Origin of the sequence: Chitinivorax sp. PXF-14 (genome assembly GCF_040812015.1) — a bacterium.
Classification (GTDB): Bacteria; Pseudomonadota; Gammaproteobacteria; order Burkholderiales; family SCOH01; genus JBFNXJ01.
Window position 1 is genome coordinate 228464 of sequence record NZ_JBFNXJ010000002.1, and the last position, 15788, is coordinate 244251.

A 15788-nucleotide genomic window follows, 5' to 3' on the forward strand; every position below is an offset into this window, starting at 1 on the left:
GGCGCGGAGGCGAGCCATGATCAAGCCGGAAAACCCGCTACGTGGCGACTACAGCCAGATGCGGCCCGACTACACGGTCGATCAACAATGGGAGCGCTACACGCCCGAGCAGCATGCGCTGTACCGCCGCCTGTTCGAGCGACAGATAAGCAAGCTGCCCGGTTACGCGGTGGACGAATTCATCGCGGGGGCACAGCGCCTGTCGTCCGACGGCATCCCGCGCTTTGACGACGCCAACGAGATACTGGCCCGCGCCACCGGCTGGCAGATCGTCGCGGTGCCCGGCCTGGTGCCTGACGATGTGTTCTTCACCCACCTGGCCCACCGGCGTTTTCCGGTCACCGTCTGGCTGCGCGAGCCGGCCGAGTTCGACTACATCGTCGAGCCCGACGTATTCCACGATTTCTTTGGCCACGTCCCGCTGCTGCTGAACCCGGTATTTGCCGACCATTTGCAGGAATATGGCAGGGGTGGCCTGAAAGCGATGGGGCTCGACGCCGTTGGCTTCCTCGCCAGGCTTTACTGGTACACCGTCGAGTTCGGCCTGATCCTGACCGACAAGGGGCTGCGCACCTATGGCGCGGGCATTCTCTCCTCGGGCGGTGAGATCATCCATTGCATCGACAGCCCACGGCCGCATCGCGTGAAATTCGATCTGATGCGCGTGATGCAGACCGAGTACCGCATCGACCGCTACCAGGATACATATTTCGTCATCGACAGTTACGAGCAGCTGTTCGAAGAGACTGCGCCCGATTTCACGCCGCTCTATGAAAAACTGAAGACGCTGCCTGCCATCGACCCGAGCCACGTACTGCCCGGCGATACCCTTGTCAGCAATGTCAACCCTGTAGACCAGAGAAGGCAGGCCGCATGAGAAAGTGGATCCAGTTCCCCAAGTCGGAAGGCAGCCATTCAAAACAGGCGCATTGCGATCTGCCCGCCGGCAGCTACGAGCGGGAAATGGGCAAGGAAGGCTTCTTCGGCCCTGCCTGCCATTTCCACCACGCCCATCCGCCAACCGGCTGGAGCGCGTTCGATGGCCCGCTGCAGCCCCATGCATTCGATCTGAACGAGCTGGCGCAGACTGGGCGCACCCCCTGGGATGCCCACCCGCTGTTCCACAACAACGACACCCGCATCCGATACTGGCAATGCAGCCAGGCGATGGACCAGCTGGTGCGCAATGCGGACGGCGATGAGCTGCTGTTCGTGCACGTCGGGGCCGGCGAGCTGTTTTGCGACTGGGGCCACCTGAGCTATCGCGACGGAGACTACATCGTGCTGCCACGCGGCACGCTGTGGCGCATCGAGCCCACCGAGCCGACGCAGCTGATGCTGGTCGAGGCCACACAGAGCAGCTACCAGTTGCCGGACAAAGGGCTGGTGGGGCCGCACGCGATCTTCGACCCGACGGCACTCGATACCCCGGCCATCGACGACGCCTTCCTCGCCCAGCAGGGGGAACACGAGACGCGCGTGTTGGTGAAGCGGCGCGGCCAGCTGTCCACCCTCACCTACCCGTTCAATCCGCTCGATGCCGTGGGCTGGCATGGCGACCTCGTGGCCTGCCGGATCAACTGGCGCGACATCCGCCCGCTGATGAGCCACCGTTACCATCTGCCACCATCGGCGCACACCACCTTCGTCGCACGCAACTTCATCGTCTGCACCTTCGTGCCCCGGCCGATCGAGAGCGACCCCGGCGCGCTCAAAGTGCCGTTCTACCACAGCAACGACGATTTCGATGAGCTGATCCTCTATCACCGTGGCAGCTTCTTCAGCCGCGACAACATCAAGCCCGGCATGATGACGCTGCACCCCAACGGCTTCACCCACGGCCCGCATCCCGAGGCATTCGAGATCGGGCAGAAAGCCGCGCGCAGCGAGACCGACGAGGTGGCGGTGATGATCGACACGCGCTACCCGCTGGACATCGATACGGGCGCGGCATCCGTCGAGAGGCCGGATTACGTCCACTCCTGGAAACCCAAGACATAGGCAGGGCCCGCAGTGGCCCGTGGGCCTCACGGGGCAATGCCCCCGGCCCGACCAGAACGGAGATACCCGATTGAAACTCGCAACCCTCAAAGCCGGCGGCCGCGACGGCACGCTGGTCGTGGTCAGCCGTGACCTGAAACATGCAGTGACGGTCCCCGCCATTGCCGCCACCCTGCAGGCGGCACTCGATGGCTGGGCGCAGTGCGAAACGCCCCTGCGCGCCGTCTATGCTGCGCTGAACGAGCAGCGCGCCGACGGCGCGTTCGATTTTGACCCGGCGCAATGCGCCTCGCCCCTGCCGCGCGCCTATCAATGGGCCGATGGCTCGGCCTACGTCAACCACGTGGAGCTGGTGCGCAAGGCTCGTGGCGCCGAGATGCCGCCCGAGTTCTGGACCGACCCGCTGATGTATCAGGGTGGCTCGGACAGCTTTCTCGGCCCGCGCGACCCGATCACCGTGCGCGACACCACTTGGGGTGTGGACCTGGAGGGCGAAGTCGCGGTCATCACCGGCGACGTCGCCATGGGTGCCAGCACCAGCCAGGCAGCGTCGGCCATCCGCCTGCTGATGCTGGTCAACGACGTCACGCTGCGCAACCTGATCCCGGCGGAGCTCGCCAAGGGTTTCGGCTTCTTCCAGTCCAAGCCGGCCACGGCCTTCTCGCCTGTTGCCATCACCCCGGACGAACTCGGCGCCGACTGGCAGGGCTGCAAGGTCCACCTGCCGCTGACCGTGACCGTACGCGGGGCGCCGTTCGGGCAGCCAGAATGCGGCGTGGACATGGTGTTTAACTTTGCAAGCCTGATCGCCCACGTCGCCAGGACACGCGAACTCGGTGCCGGCTCGATCATCGGCTCCGGCACGATCTCCAATGTCGACCGCAGCCGTGGCTCGGCCTGCATCGTGGAACGCCGCATGCTGGAGATTCTCGCCAGCGGCAAGCCGGCCACGCCCTATCTGGACTACGGCGATCAGATCAGCATCGAGATGTTCGGCCGTGACGGGCAATCGATTTTCGGTTCGATCGAACAGGCCGTTGCCCCCTACCCCGCAGCAGGCAACGGCTAGCACGGCGGCAGATGGCCCGCGGCGGCGTGCAGATCAGACTCGAAAGATTGCCCATGGAGCTCTACACCTATTTTCGTTCTTCGGCCGCCTATCGCGTTAGGATCGTGCTCGGGCTGAAAGGCATCACCGCCGAGCAGCACGCCATACACCTGGTGCGAGATGGCGGCGAGCAGCATCGCGAGGATTACAAGGCGCTCAACCCGAGCCAGCTGGTCCCCACCCTGCTCGACGACGGGCAGGCGATCACGCAGTCGCTGGCGATCTGCGAGTATCTCGAAGAACGCTATCCGCAACCGCCGCTGCTGCCGCCCGATGCCCTGGGGCGGGCGCGGGTGCGCAGCCTGGCGCTGACCGTCGCCTGCGACATGCATCCGCTCAACAATCTCAGGGTGTTGCAATATCTGGGCAATCAACTCCATATCGCCGACGATGCCAGGAATCAGTGGTATCGGCACTGGATGGAAACAGGCTTGCAGGCACTGGAAACCATGCTGGCGAAAAGCGCCGAGACGGGCCGCTTCTGCCATGGCGATACGCCCACGCTGGCCGACATCTGTCTGGTGCCTCAACTCTACAATGCGCGGCGCTATGCGATTGATTTGACACCCTATCCGACGCTGCTCGACGTCGACGCGGCCTGTTGCGCGCTGCCGGCGTTTGCACAAGCGGCCCCCGAGCGGCAGCCCGATGCGGCATGAGGGACTTGGCTTGGTCGAGGCGGATCAACCCCGTGACTGTCGAATCTCTTTACACAAATCTAGAAATAACATTAACAATCACATATATAAATTTGTTTATTTTATGATTTTTTAAATTGGCATTTTTATTGCTGTTGGGTGATGGTCGTCCACACTTGAGCGTCCACCATGAAAATGTCGAGTTTCACCCGTACCCTGTTGTTGATTTCTGTCTCGAGCCTGTCGCTTCAAACCTATGCAGCCAACAACTGTCAGGCCCTGCTGGGGCTGATCAGGCTGGACGCGGACGCCACCTGCACCATCACCACCGCCTACCCTGGCAACGCCTATCTGGGCGCACCGGGGACCTGCTTCAAAGCACGCATCACGGGCTTGGGCAGCGGATATGCGGGCCTCACCAGCGAAACCGTGTTCGGTGTCGACCAAGGGCATACCGCCATGCCCAGCGGCGCAATCGAAAACAATGTGCAGCCGATTCCCGATGGCAGCCCCGTCCCGTTTACGCGTCGATTCATCACCGGCCGGACCGTGATCCGGACAGCCGCAGGCAACCTCTACTCCGCCGATGCAGGCGTGGTGTCGTCCAGCGGCACGGCAGAGCAAGCCGTCATTACCGGGGGTACGGGCAAATACGCCGGTGCGACCGGCTATATCTATGCACTGGGCAACTATATCGGCCAATGGGGCACCTATCTGGGACAGCTGTGCCTAGCCGGCTGATCGCAGCGCACACCCATGCAAACAAAAAAACCCGGAATCGCTTCCGGGTTTTTTGTGCCGATCGGGTCGGGATTACAGCTCTTTCGAGTGCTCCGCCAGGTAGGCAGCAACACCCGCGGCATCGGCCTTCATGCCAGCCTTGCCCTTGTTCCAGCCTGCCGGGCACACTTCACCGTGCTCTTCGGTGAACTGCAGTGCATCGATCACGCGCAGCAGCTCGTCGATGTCGCGGCCGAGCGGCAGGTTGTTGACGACCTGGTGTTGCACCACGCCGTTCTTGTCGATCAGGAAGGTGCCACGCAGCGCAACGCCGTCTGCATGCTCGACGTCGAACGCACGCGCGATGTCGTGCTTGATGTCGGCCACCAGCGTGTAGCCAACCTGGCCGATACCGCCCTTGTCGACCGGGGTATTACGCCATGCACTGTGGGTGAACTGGCTGTCGATCGACACGCCGATCACTTCGACATTGCGCTTCTTGAACTCTTCCAGGCGGTGATCAAACGCAATCAGCTCGGACGGGCAGACAAAGGTGAAGTCCAGCGGGTAGAAGAAGACAGCCGCGTACTTGCCCTTGGTCGCCTCGGTAAAGTTGTAGTTATCGGCGATCTGGCCGTTGCCCAGTACGGCAGCGGCGGTGAAATCAGGGGCTTTTTTATTGACGAGAACAGCCATTGTGGTCTCCTAGTGGTGTGTGTAGGGAGAGGAAATTGCGCGACCGAATCTACCGTGGCGTAGCGGCCAAGTCAAATCGGACTATCCCGCAAAGCCGCGCCAGATAAGCCTTTCAGGCATATGGTTATTCGATGAAAGTGATGCATAGAATGGGGGGGAGTTCCGCGGATACCCTGAGCCAGCTCCCGCCCTCGTCGGACGAAGTCCACAGCGAGCCAGTCGTCGAGCCGAAGGCGAGCACGCGGCCACCATCGTTGACGGCCAATGCATGCCGATCAATCAGATGATAGGCGGGCTCTGGCGGCAGGCCCGCGGTGATCTTCTCGAAGCTCTTGCCGCCGTCGCGCGTGCGCATCACGTAGAAGTCACCGCCTTGCGGAATCTGGCATTCGTCCGACTGCGCCGGCACGAACCAGGCGATATCCGGGTTGGTGGGGTGCACGGCAACCGCGAAACCAAAGTCGGAGAGCCCGCTATGCAGCTGCTCCCACGAAGCGAGGTCATTGCCGGAGCGAAAAATTCCACTGCGATGCTGGCACCAGAAGGTTTCTGGTACACCAGGGCAGGACACGACACGATGCGGGTCCTGAACCGAGGCGTCCTCCTGGCGTTCCGGCGGCATATACGCCGCCACCATGCCCTGTGTCGCACTGCGCCAGCTTGCGCAGCCGTCTTCGCTGCGCCACACGCCACCGCTGGAAATCCCGACGCTGACGCGGTCGCTATCCCTCGGATCGATGCAGATCGAATGCAGGCCCGGATTATCGGTGCCGCCACCGAGCCAGTTGGCGCGTTCGGGCAGATCCCACAGCGATTCGACCAGCCCCCAGCTCGCGCCGTCGTCGTTGGAAATGAACAAGGCCGCCGGAATGGTGCCGGCCAGCAACACACCGGGCATGTCGGGCCCGGCTGCGGCGAGAGACCATATCGTATCCACCGCCGGCAGGCTACCGTCGGCCTTGGCAGCGGCCTCCGGCGGAAAGGCCGGGCATTCTTCCTCCTGCCAGTGCAGCCCGCCATCGACCGAGCGATGCAGCTTTGCGCCGAAATGCCCGTGGCGCAACCCAACGAACCAATGGCCGGAACGCTGGTCGTCGAGCACCGCCGTCACCGGAATACCGGCAAATTCGTGACGGACCAGATTCCATTGACGGGAAGCAGCCTGGGGCTCGAATACGAATAAACCTTTGCGCGTGCCAACCAGTAGGCGCTGGGACATGGGCTACCCTCCAGATAGAGCCTTCATGACGAATATGTCGCTAGCCGCCGCGACGGTCATGTCGAGCCGGCGGCGATCCTCGATCTGCCGGCCATCCACGAACACGGCGATGTGCCTGCGCACCCGACCATGCTCGTCCGGCACATAGCCTCTGGCTTGCGGGTAACGAGAGAATACCGCGTCAAATACGGCGGCCAGGGTGCCACCGCTCACCTCGACAGGGGATACCGGCGCAATCTGGCTCAAATGACGGGTAAAGGAAATGGTGGGTATGGGCGAACGGCCTGACTGGATTCAATATAGACCCGGATTCCCGATTGCGCCCACGGCGGGCTCGCCCCTTGTCCACCGCGGCCTACGGTGGGCGTGCCGCTCAACCCCAGCGCGCCGCAGCGCTGTCGTCCGCCTCTCGCGCATCGACCCAACGCTCGCCGTCCGGGGTGTTTTCCTTTTTCCAGAACGGCGCCTGGGTCTTGAGATAGTCCATGATGAATTCGCAGGCGGCAAACGCCTCGCCCCGGTGCGCGCTGGCCACGCCGACGAACACGATCTGATCCATCGGCGCAAGTGGCCCAACACGGTGGATCACCGTCACGCCAAGCAGCGCCCAGCGCGAGCAGGCCTGCTCAGCGATCTGGCGCAGCGCCTTTTCGGTCATGCCGGGATAGTGTTCAAGCGTCATGCCGCCAACACGGCTGCCGTCGTTGACGTCACGCACCAGGCCAACAAACGTCGCCACCGCACCGATGGCCGGATTACCTGCCCTGAGCGAGCGCATTTCCTCGGTGACATCGAAATCCTGCGTCTGTACCCGGATATCCATCTCAGCCCCCGGTGACAGGCGGGAAGATGGCAACCTCGTCGCCCGCCTTCAGCGGCGCGTCAGCGCCGACCATGTCCTGATTGACGGCAACCCGGAAGGACCGCCCCGACGCCAATTCGTCTGACCACACCCCGCCCCGCGCTCGCAGCAGGTCGAGCAAGGCGGCGACATTGGCGGCCTCGTCGGGCAGTTCCAGCGACTCGGCGGACGTTCCGAACACTTCGCGCAGTCGCGCAAAGTAAAGCAAGTGGCATTGCATAGCAGATACTCTAAATTTTTTACTTTAAAAAGATTGACGGCGCTTGAAGTTTCGGCGCTAACCCCCGGAATACTAGGGAAAACCCAGGCACAAAAATGGTGATTGTTGCTTTGCAGCAAGAGTTAATAGTCTAATATAATAGGGAGAAAGGCTCAAAAAGCCGCCCCCATATCGAGTTACGAGCCCGCCAATGAAAACCTACGACCGGATTATACAAGCAAGCCTGGAACTGTTTAACGAACACGGCGAGCGCTCGATCACGACCAACCATATTGCGGCCCACCTCGGCATCAGCCCGGGCAACCTGTACTACCACTTCCGCAACAAGGAGGAGATCATTTATCAGATCTTCCTCCAGTACCGACAGTTCATGGAAACCCGCCTCGCCGTCCCGGTGGACCGCCCCATCGTGGTGGAGGACATGATCAACTACCTCGACACAGCCTTCATCGGCATGTGGCGCTTTCGTTTCATGTTCTATGACCTGCCCGGCCTGCTGTCGCGCAACGACAAGTTCGCCGAGAGCTACCAGAAATTCGTGCGCGAGGACATCATCGCGATCCTCACCAAGCTGTTCGGTGAATTCAGCTCCATTGGCCTGCTGGCGACTGACGCGGAGGAAATCGATTCGCTGGTCATCAATTGCTGGCTGATCATCAAGTTCTGGTTTGCCTTTCAACAGGCATCCAATCCCGGCGGCGCGATCACCGAGGAGATGGGCCGCCGTGGCATCCGCCAGGTGCTGGCACTATTCAAGCCGCACGTGCAGGCGATGTTCCGCCCGCTCTTCGCGGAAATCGAGGCGCGCTACAAATAGCCCCCAGCCTGCCCGGTAATCGACGACACGCCCCGCCTCACGCGGGGCGTTCTTTTTGTCGCTACCGGCACGAGCCCGTGTGGGCCCGGATGAAAAATAGGTTCTTAGAATTCCGCCTCCAGGACGACTATGATGAAGGCATGACACCCGCCGCGCAGGCAACAGGAGGAAGGCAAGATGTCCGTCAATGTGTCGATCTACCATATCTCGGGGCGAGTCAGCCGTTTCAACCAGGCCGACGAAGCCATCGCCCAGGACTGGCTGACCAAGCTGCAACCCAACCGGCTATTCGAGGACCCGTTGCTGGTCGTGGGCGACGGACGCTCCATCAGCATGTTCCGTAGCCGCAACATCAGCCGCATCGATCTCGTCACCACGCCACCCAATCAGCTGCAGATGGTCGAGCGGGTGCAGCACTCGCATATGCTGGCGGCCCCGCCGCTGGGCACCCTGGCCGATCAGCGCGTACATGTCCGTTACGATCTCGCCGACGGCGACAATCTCTACATCGCTTACGACAACCTGGAGCAACGCCCGCCAGCCGAGCGCTACACGGCCATCCATCAGCACCTGCAGCTACCGGTCGTCGAGGTCCAGCACCCGGATGGGGGCGTGGTATTGATCAACCCCGCTCACATCCTGCGCGTGGTCATCCAGGCACATGGCATCGAGCTCCCGCACGGCGCCTGGCGCGCCAATGAACGCTGAACCGGGCGGCGAAGAGAAATCCTTCCGCGATCCATCCCTGCCAGGCCCGTTTCATAAGGGGCGGCCGGGCTCTACCATACCGAATGCTTTCCTGCCGGCCTCCTCACACCTGCCAGGCAATAGCGGGCGGTAGCCGGCCCGAACGGTTAAGCGACAGACACCGCCTCGGTCCCTGACACCAGCCCGTCTTCGAGCAGCGGCGCAGCCTCCAGCGGCCCCTCGATGCGCACCTGCTCGATTTCCTCGAAGCGACGCGAAATCTTCTGGCTGGTGATCTGCACATCTTCCGCATCCTGATGCGCCATGCGGATATGGTCGGCCAACTTGCGCATGCGCAGGTCGAAGCGCTTGAATTCCGTGCCGAGCTTGCCCAGCGCATCCTTGATGATGTGCACCTGGCGCCGTGTCTCGACATCCTTGATCACCGCGCGGGCCGTGTTGAGCACGGCCATCATGGTCGTCGGTGAGACGATCCACACTCGCTTCTGCAGCGCATGCTGCACCAGCTCGGGGTGATAGGCATGAATCTCGGCAAACACCGCTTCGGCCGGAACGAACATCACCGCGCCGTCCGATGTCTCGCCCGGCACGATATATTTCTCGCCGATCGCGTCGATATGGCGCTTCACATCCGCCTTGAACAGCTTCTCGGCCGCCAGCCGTTCGGGGGAGCCATAGGGGCTCGCGAACATGCGATGGTAGTTTTCCAGGGGAAACTTCGAATCGATGGCGACGGTGCCGGTCGGCTCCGGCAGGTTGAGCACGCAGTCAGCCCTCGTGCCGTTGCCCAGGGTGGCCTGCACACGATAGAACTGTGCCGGCAAAATATTGGCCACCAGCGCTTCAAGCTGCACCTCGCCAAACGCGCCGCGTGAGCGCTTGTCGCCGAGCAGCTCCTGCAGGCTCACCACATTGGTGGTCAGCCCGTCGATCTTCTTCTGCGCTTCGTCAATGACCGCGAGCCGCGCCATGACGTTGGCGAAGGTTTCATTGGTCTTCTTGAAGCCCTCGTCCAGCCGCTCCGTCACCTTGCCGGAAATCAGCTCCAGGCGCTGATCGACGACTTGGGTCAGCGAATCGACGGCTTTGGTCAGCTGCTCGGTGGTCAGCCGCATCGTGCCCTGCACCAGCTCCTGCTGCAGCTTGCCCTGCTCGGCCAGCGTTTCATGCAGGCGGGTCAGCAGCTCCTCGCGCAGGCCGTCCTGCTTGCTGCTCAGTGCTTGAGAGAATTCACCAAGCTGTTTCAGCAGCTGCTCGCGGTTGGCGGCCAGCTGTTCGGACTGGCTTTGCTGCAGCGACTGCATCGTGCTGCGCGCCAGTTGCAGCTCACTGACCACGACACCGCGCAGGCGCTCGAACGATTCGGTCATCGCGCTGCGCAGCCGGTCGTTGTTGTCGACATCGGTGCGCGTCAGCCGGTCGGCGAATTCACCCAGTGCCTGGTGCATGTCCCCCAGCATGGCGCGATGCTTTTCCTCGAGCGACTGCATCACCCCCACTGCCAGCGACTCTTGGGAGTCGGTCAGAAAGCGCAGTCGCGACACGACCACGAAAGCAGCAACCAGAATGAACAGCGTAGCAATGCCGAACAGAATTTCGATCATGACGACTTCCAAAGGGGGAATGCCTATCCCAATGGGATAGATGAAAATCCAGTATATCGCAGTGCAACAGCGGGCGCGCGCTTATGCGGCAAATGGGATAAGGGCAGGCCAGAAGCCAGTCTGGCCTGCCCTTGCGAGCAAATCAGGGGGCCAGGCGATCGCAGGCGTCGACCGTGTTTTGCAGCAACGTGGCAACGGTCATCAGGCCAACGCCCCCCGGTACCGGCGTGATGTGGCCGGCCACTTCCTTGGCCGCCTCGAAATCGACGTCACCGACCACCTTGCCATCGTCGAGGCGGTTGATGCCGACGTCGATGACGATCGCACCGGGCTTGAGCCATTCAGCCTTGACGAAGTGCGGACGGCCGACCCCGGCCACCACGATATCCGCCTGGCGCACCAGGTCGGGCAAATCGTAGGTCGCGCTATGGCACACCGTCACCGTGCAGCGGGACAGCAACAACTCCAGCGCCTGCGGACGCCCCACGATATTGGAGGCGCCGATGACCACGGCATGCTTGCCCTTGAGCTCGATACCGGTCGATTCGAGCAGCGTCATCACGCCGCGTGGCGTGCATGGGCGCAGCAGCGGCATCTTGAGCGCCAGGCGGCCGATATTGTAGGGATGGAAGCCGTCGACATCCTTTTCGGGGTGGATGGTCTCGATCACCGCCTCGGCGTCGAGGTGCTTGGGGAGCGGGAGCTGGACCAGAATGCCGTCAACGGTCGGGTCGTCGTTGAGTTTCCTGACCAGGCCGATCAGCTCGTCCTGGCTCGTGGTATCGGGCAGATCATAAGACAGCGAACGAATGCCGGTGGCCTCGCATTTCAGCCGCTTGTTGCGAACGTAGATGGTCGAGGCCGGATCCTGCCCCACCAGGATCACGGCCAGGGTCGGCGCGCGCTTGCCTGCTGCCAGCCTGGCCTTGACACGCTCTGCCACGCTACCCAGAATCTGCTCGGAAACGGCCTTGCCACTGATGATGTTTGCTGTCATTTATATGGTTTCCATCGATTGACCCACAGCCAGAATGGCCGCCGCCGAACTCGGACTGTGGCGGCGTGGCTGCGAAAAACGCAATTTTCTCATTTTTGAGATATTTGCCTCAAGTGTTGTTGACGCTTAAAAAAAACTTGCGTATAGTCCGGCCTTCTTCGGCGGGGCGTAGCGCAGTCTGGTAGCGCACCTGGTTTGGGACCAGGGGGTCGTGAGTTCGAATCCCACCGCCCCGACCAAGCATAATATGTAAAGTTTTAAGGGTTCGCCCGGCAGTCTGCCCGTAGCTCAACTGGATAGAGCAACGGCCTTCTAAGCCGTAGGTTACAGGTTCGATTCCTGTCGGGCAGGCCAATAGTTTCAGTGGTGGATGTAGCTCAGTTGGTAGAGTACCGGATTGTGATTCCGGCTGTCGTGGGTTCGATCCCCATCATCCACCCCAAGCTGTAAAGCAAAAGCGCCAGTTCGCAAGAACTGGCGCTTTTGCTTTATGGGTCCACAGCCCCCTCCCCATCCAATCGCTTGTCATGGCGGTTGCTCCAAGATTTTGAATCCATTACCATGCGCAGAGAAATTAAAGCCTTTGCTCTACTTCGTTCGTGGCGATGGCACTGAGGGGAACCGATATGAAGTTGTTGAAATGGATGCTGGTCGCGTGTGTCGCAGCAAGTGTAGTCGCGTGTTCGACGGCCCCCAAGAATCAAAAGCTTGTCAAGGGGCCCGCAACGGTTCAGTACAAGGATCAGGTCGAAGTCAAATACCTCGGCGGCGGCGGCGTGCTGCTGAAGCGCGGCGACGACATGGTCATGACAGCCCCCTACTTCAGCAACATCACCCCCTTGCAACAGCTGTTGCCCACGCGCTCGAAGTTCGACCGCATCGATAACGGCCTGCCCGACGACGTCAACAACCTGGAAGCCATTCTGGTACCCGGCTCGCACTTCTACCGCACGATGGATCTGCCCTACATCGCCGATTCGCGGGCGCCCAATGCCGTCATCTATGGCGGCGAAACCACCAAGCACCTGCTGGCACCGGTATTCGAGAAATCCCGCCTGGTTTCGCTGAACGAGATGGCTGCCACCGGCTCGGTGCCGGGCGAATGGGTCTATACCAAGAACCGCCACATCCGCTTCATGGCCATCGACACCGACCAGGCATCGGCAGCCTCGGGGCAATCGATGCTGGCCGGCGGAAAACTGACGGACGACCTGAGCAGCATGCCACGCCTGCCACGCAGCTATCCCGAAGGCGAAATCTTCGCCTACGTGATCGACTTCCTGAACCAGGACGGCGGCATCGCCTTCCGTGCCTATTATCAGGATGCCGTCTCGCATCAGGGCATGGGCTATCTGCCCGACTTCGACAAGCAGGATCAGGCGCCTGTCGATGTCGCGCTGATGGCGGTGACGGGCTTCAACAAGGTCGACACCTATCCGTTCAGCATCCTGCGCAATGTCCAGCCCAAGCAGATCGTCGCGATCCGCTGGGAAAACATCAACCGTTCGCAGGCCGACCCGGTCCGCGAAGCGGCCAGCGGTGATCTGGAGGAATTCCAGAAGCGAGTCCGCATCGCCTCCCAGGCGCCGGTCAAGGTGCCGAGCCCCGGTGCCAGCATCGCCTTCCGTGTGCAGTCGGGAAGCGATGCCATCCAGACGGCGGCCAAATAGTCTTGCCCGGGATGCAGCGGCGGCACACAATCGCTGCATGACCACACACGCTTACCATGCCCCCCGCTGGCTACCCGGCGGGCATCTGCAGACCATCGTGCCGGCATTCTGGCGTGCCCAGCAGGGCGTTACCTACCGCCGCGAGCGCTGGATCACGCCAGATCAGGACTTCATCGACCTCGACTGGCTCGACGGGCCGGCCGACGCGCCGCTCGTCGTCCTGTTTCATGGGCTGGAGGGCTCGTCCCAGAGCCATTACGCGCTGACGCTGATGCGCCACATCGAGCAGTTGGGCTGGCGCGGTGTCGTGCCACACTTTCGCGGCTGCAGCGGCGAACTGAACCTGCTGCCGCGCGCCTACCATGCCGGCGATTCGGCCGAGGTCGACTGGATACTGCGACGCCTGCGCCAGCACAACAATGGCGCACCGATCGTGGCGGTGGGCGTATCGCTGGGCGGCAATATGCTGCTCAAATGGAGCGGCGAGCAGGAGCAGGCAGCGCGCGACGTCGTCAGTGCGGTAGCCGCGATCTCGGCGCCACTGGACCTGGTTGCCGCCGGACCGGTACTCGATGCGGGCTTGAACAAGCACATCTATACCCGCGAGTTCATGCGCACGCTGAAGACCAAGGCACTCGCCAAGCTGGCCACCTATCCCACGCTGGCCGACCACAAGCGCGTCACCGACGCCACCACCTTTCACGAGTTCGATGACGCATTCACGGCGCCCGTGCATGGTTTCAAGGGCAAGGACGACTATTGGGCACGCTCGAGCAGCAAGCCATGGCTGCGTGCGATCAAGGTGCCGGCGCTGGTGATCAATGCGCAGAACGATCCCTTCCTGCCCGCCTCCGCCCTGCCGACCCGCAGCGAAGTGGCGCGTAGCGTGGAAACCGAGTTCCCTCTCCATGGTGGTCATGTGGGCTTTCTCTCGGGTACTTTCCCCGGTCATTTGGGCTGGCTTCCAAGCCGGCTGGAGAACCACTTCCGGCGCCATTTGTAACCGAGAGCCCTGATGATTGGTGGTAGAATCCCCCCCGAATGTCATATCGGGAGGTTCCAATCGTGCCAAGTTATCCTAAAGAAATTTTCAAGGCATACGATATCCGCGGGATTGTCGGCAAGACCCTGACACCGGAGATCGTCGAGGCTATCGGCCATGCCATCGGCTCGGAGGCCGTCGATCGCAAGCAGAAGGCGATCGCCATCGGCCGTGACGGCCGCCTGTCCGGCCCGGAACTATCCGCAGCACTGGCACGGGGTATTCAAAAAGCAGGCGTTGACGTGATCGACGTCGGCCGCGTCGCCACCCCGATGCTCTATTTCGCCGCTTACCAGCTCGAAACCAACTCGGGCGTCATGGTCACCGGCAGCCACAACCCGCCCGAGTACAACGGCCTGAAGATGATGCTGGGGACGGAAACGCTGGCTGGCGAGGCGATCCAGCATCTGCTGCAGCGCCTGGAAAACAACGACTTGCATCACGGTGAAGGCCAGTACCGTGAAGCCAATATCGTCGAGGATTACCTGAACCGCATCGTCGGCGACCTGCAGCTGGCGCGCCCAATGAATATCGTGGTCGATTGCGGCAACGGCGTGGCCGGCGCCTTTGCGCCCGTACTGTACCGCCGCCTCAACTGCCGCGTGCGCGAGCTGTTCTGCGAAGTCGACGGCACCTTCCCCAATCACCACCCCGACCCGTCGCAACCGAAGAACCTGCAGGACCTGATCCACGCGTTGAGCACCACCGACGCCGAGCTGGGCCTGGCATTCGACGGTGATGGCGACCGCCTGGGCGTGGTCACCAAGGATGGGCAGATCATCTACCCCGATCGCCAGCTCATGCTGTTCGCCGGCGACGTGCTGTCGCGCAACAAGGGTGCGAAGGTCATCTTCGACGTCAAGTCGACACGCAACCTGACGCCATGGATCGAGGAAAACGGTGGCGAGCCGATCATGTGCCGTACCGGCCATAGCTTCATCAAGGCCAAGATGAAGGAAACCGGCGCGCTGCTCGCGGGCGAGATGAGCGGCCACGTGTTCTTCAAGGAGCGCTGGTTCGGCTTCGACGACGGCATGTACGCCGGTGCGCGCCTGCTGGAGATCCTGAGCCAGGTGGAAGACCCGAGCGAAGTCCTCAACAACCTGCCGAATGCCGTCAGCACGCCGGAACTCAACATCAAGATGAAGGAAGGCGAGCATTACGCGCTGATCGAAAAGCTGCAGCGCGATGCCAAGTTCACCAAGCCCAAGGAAGTGATCACGCTCGACGGCCTGCGCGTGGAATACAAGAATGGCTTTGGCCTGGCGCGCGCCTCGAACACCACGCCGGTCATCGTGCTGCGCTTCGAGGCGGACGACGAGAATGCACTGGAAGCGATCAAGAACGACTTCCGCCGTGTGATTCTCGATGCCGCACCGGAAGTCGAGCTGCCGTTCTGAACACGGTGACGCTCAGCAGAAACGGGCCGCGATGCGGCCCGTTTCTTTTCGTGTACGCTCGCCAACCAGTCATCTTTCAAAATAAA

At 61.8% G+C, this 15788-nt stretch carries 17 protein-coding genes and 3 tRNA genes; 13 read left to right on the forward strand and 7 right to left on the reverse strand.

Annotated elements, in window-relative coordinates; translation table 11 throughout:
* The first annotated feature begins 16 nt into the window (after nt 1-16).
* From phhA to ABWL39_RS03865, 5 genes are all read left to right on the forward strand, one after another.
* The gene (phhA, locus tag ABWL39_RS03845; RefSeq protein ID WP_367787299.1) at nt 17-877 is read left to right on the forward strand and encodes a phenylalanine 4-monooxygenase; all 861 of its coding nucleotides are present in this window, start codon (nt 17-19) and stop codon (nt 875-877) included.
* On the forward strand, nt 874-2001 hold the full coding sequence (locus tag ABWL39_RS03850; RefSeq protein WP_367787301.1) for a homogentisate 1,2-dioxygenase: 1128 nt from the start codon (nt 874-876) through the stop codon (nt 1999-2001). The genes phhA and ABWL39_RS03850 overlap by 4 nt, the downstream gene beginning before the upstream one ends.
* A 70-nt stretch (nt 2002-2071) precedes the next feature.
* Nucleotides 2072-3070, forward strand: coding sequence for a fumarylacetoacetate hydrolase family protein (locus ABWL39_RS03855; protein WP_367787303.1), 999 nt, complete (start codon nt 2072-2074; stop codon nt 3068-3070).
* Nucleotides 3071-3123: 53 nt separating this feature from the next.
* Nucleotides 3124-3768, forward strand: coding sequence for a maleylacetoacetate isomerase (gene maiA / locus ABWL39_RS03860; RefSeq protein ID WP_367787305.1), 645 nt, complete (start codon nt 3124-3126; stop codon nt 3766-3768).
* Nucleotides 3769-3936: 168 nt separating this feature from the next.
* Nucleotides 3937-4488 carry a hypothetical protein gene (locus ABWL39_RS03865; RefSeq protein WP_367787306.1) on the forward strand — a complete coding sequence of 184 codons (552 nt, stop codon included), beginning with the start codon at nt 3937-3939 and terminating at the stop codon, nt 4486-4488.
* Between the two features lie 72 nt (nt 4489-4560).
* On the opposite strand, the gene ABWL39_RS03870 is transcribed toward ABWL39_RS03865, so the two are convergent.
* The 5 genes from ABWL39_RS03870 to moaD form a co-directional block, all read right to left on the reverse strand.
* The gene (locus tag ABWL39_RS03870) at nt 4561-5163 is read right to left on the reverse strand and encodes a peroxiredoxin (RefSeq protein WP_367787308.1); all 603 of its coding nucleotides are present in this window, start codon (nt 5161-5163) and stop codon (nt 4561-4563) included.
* A gap of 124 nt (nt 5164-5287) precedes the next feature.
* The gene (locus ABWL39_RS03875) at nt 5288-6382 is read right to left on the reverse strand and encodes a WD40/YVTN/BNR-like repeat-containing protein (RefSeq protein ID WP_367787310.1); all 1095 of its coding nucleotides are present in this window, start codon (nt 6380-6382) and stop codon (nt 5288-5290) included.
* 3 nt (nt 6383-6385) lie between these two features.
* On the reverse strand, nt 6386-6628 hold the full coding sequence (locus ABWL39_RS03880; RefSeq protein WP_367787311.1) for a MoaD/ThiS family protein: 243 nt from the start codon (nt 6626-6628) through the stop codon (nt 6386-6388).
* Between the two features lie 127 nt (nt 6629-6755).
* Entirely contained in the window at nt 6756-7205 is a 450-nt protein-coding gene (gene moaE / locus ABWL39_RS03885; RefSeq protein WP_367787312.1) for a molybdopterin synthase catalytic subunit MoaE, read from the reverse strand.
* Between the two features lies 1 nt (nt 7206).
* Nucleotides 7207-7464 carry a molybdopterin converting factor subunit 1 gene (gene moaD, locus ABWL39_RS03890; RefSeq protein ID WP_367787314.1) on the reverse strand — a complete coding sequence of 86 codons (258 nt, stop codon included), beginning with the start codon at nt 7462-7464 and terminating at the stop codon, nt 7207-7209.
* Nucleotides 7465-7654: 190 nt separating this feature from the next.
* On the opposite strand from moaD, the gene ABWL39_RS03895 reads away from it, so the two are divergent.
* Nucleotides 7655-8281, forward strand: coding sequence for a TetR/AcrR family transcriptional regulator (locus tag ABWL39_RS03895; protein WP_367787315.1), 627 nt, complete (start codon nt 7655-7657; stop codon nt 8279-8281).
* Nucleotides 8282-8458: 177 nt separating this feature from the next.
* Complete coding sequence (locus ABWL39_RS03900; protein WP_367787317.1) at nt 8459-8989, forward strand: hypothetical protein; 531 nt, start codon at nt 8459-8461, stop codon at nt 8987-8989.
* A 146-nt stretch (nt 8990-9135) separates the two neighbouring features.
* Here the strand turns inward: ABWL39_RS03900 and ABWL39_RS03905 are convergent, their stop codons facing one another.
* Both ABWL39_RS03905 and folD read right to left on the reverse strand, forming a co-directional pair.
* Entirely contained in the window at nt 9136-10593 is a 1458-nt protein-coding gene (locus ABWL39_RS03905; protein WP_367787319.1) for a DNA recombination protein RmuC, read from the reverse strand.
* A gap of 142 nt (nt 10594-10735) precedes the next feature.
* Nucleotides 10736-11590: a bifunctional methylenetetrahydrofolate dehydrogenase/methenyltetrahydrofolate cyclohydrolase FolD gene (folD, locus tag ABWL39_RS03910; RefSeq protein ID WP_367787321.1), complete on the reverse strand. Its 855-nt coding sequence runs from the start codon at nt 11588-11590 to the stop codon at nt 10736-10738.
* A gap of 162 nt (nt 11591-11752) precedes the next feature.
* On the opposite strand from folD, the gene ABWL39_RS03915 reads away from it, so the two are divergent.
* The 6 genes from ABWL39_RS03915 to ABWL39_RS03940 all read left to right on the forward strand — a co-directional run bounded on the left by ABWL39_RS03915 (nt 11753) and on the right by ABWL39_RS03940 (nt 15702).
* A tRNA-Pro gene (locus ABWL39_RS03915) sits at nt 11753-11829 on the forward strand.
* A gap of 38 nt (nt 11830-11867) precedes the next feature.
* A tRNA-Arg gene (locus ABWL39_RS03920) sits at nt 11868-11944 on the forward strand.
* A 12-nt stretch (nt 11945-11956) separates the two neighbouring features.
* Nucleotides 11957-12032, forward strand: a tRNA-His gene (locus tag ABWL39_RS03925).
* A gap of 184 nt (nt 12033-12216) precedes the next feature.
* Nucleotides 12217-13260: a hypothetical protein gene (locus ABWL39_RS03930; protein WP_367787323.1), complete on the forward strand. Its 1044-nt coding sequence runs from the start codon at nt 12217-12219 to the stop codon at nt 13258-13260.
* Nucleotides 13261-13297: 37 nt separating this feature from the next.
* Nucleotides 13298-14263, forward strand: a complete 966-nt coding sequence (locus tag ABWL39_RS03935) for a hydrolase (RefSeq protein ID WP_367787325.1) — start codon at nt 13298-13300, stop codon at nt 14261-14263.
* A gap of 62 nt (nt 14264-14325) precedes the next feature.
* Nucleotides 14326-15702 (forward strand): phosphomannomutase/phosphoglucomutase, encoded by a 1377-nt coding sequence (locus ABWL39_RS03940; RefSeq protein WP_367787327.1) that lies wholly within the window; start codon nt 14326-14328, stop codon nt 15700-15702.
* The last annotated feature ends 86 nt before the right edge of the window (nt 15703-15788 follow it).